At 48.3% G+C, this 666-nt stretch carries 1 protein-coding gene; it reads right to left on the bottom strand.

All coding sequences use genetic code 11. From position 1 onward, the window contains the following. Positions 1–666, bottom strand: a 666-nt coding sequence (locus tag R8N49_RS27680; protein ID WP_318190524.1) for an aminotransferase class III-fold pyridoxal phosphate-dependent enzyme, incomplete at both ends; no start/stop codon positions are given.

Here is a 666-nt window from a genome sequence, read left to right as displayed (position 1 = left end):
GATACCGTGTTTCTCTGCTAGAGACTTAAAGCCATCTGCCAGTTGCTTAGTTTTAGAAGCTAGGCGTTTTTCATTGCCTTCTTCTTTTAGAAGGTTCAAACAGGCAAAACCTGCAGCCATTGCCACTGGGTTACCAGAAAGCGTACCAGCTTGGTAAACAGGGCCTGTAGGCGCAACGTATTGCATCACTTCTTTACGGCCACCGAAAGCACCCACTGGCATACCGCCGCCGATTACTTTACCTAGCGTGGTTAGATCTGGTTTGATGTTGTAGTGTGCTTGTGCGCCGCCAAGTGCAACACGGAAGCCTGTCATTACTTCATCAAAAATCAGCAGTGCGCCTTCTTGATCACAGATTTCACGCAGGCCTTCATGGAAGCCTTCTACTGGTGGGATACAGTTCATGTTGCCCGCCACTGGCTCAACGATGATACATGCGATTTCACCTTTGTTCGCTGCAAACAGTTCGCGTACAGAATCTAGATCGTTAAATGTTGCTGTTAGCGTGTGCTTAGCAAAGTCTGCAGGAACGCCTGGAGAACTTGGTTGGCCTAGAGTTAGTGCACCAGAGCCTGCTTTTACTAGCAAACTGTCTGCGTGACCGTGGTAACAGGCTTCAAAATTCATGATCTTGTCACGAACAGTAAAGCCACGAGCGAGACGAAT

The sequence above is a fragment of the Vibrio sp. 1978 genome, from assembly GCF_033344345.1.
The sequence above is the reverse complement of the archived record's forward strand: the minus strand, read 5'-3'. Positions and strand labels throughout refer to the sequence as shown.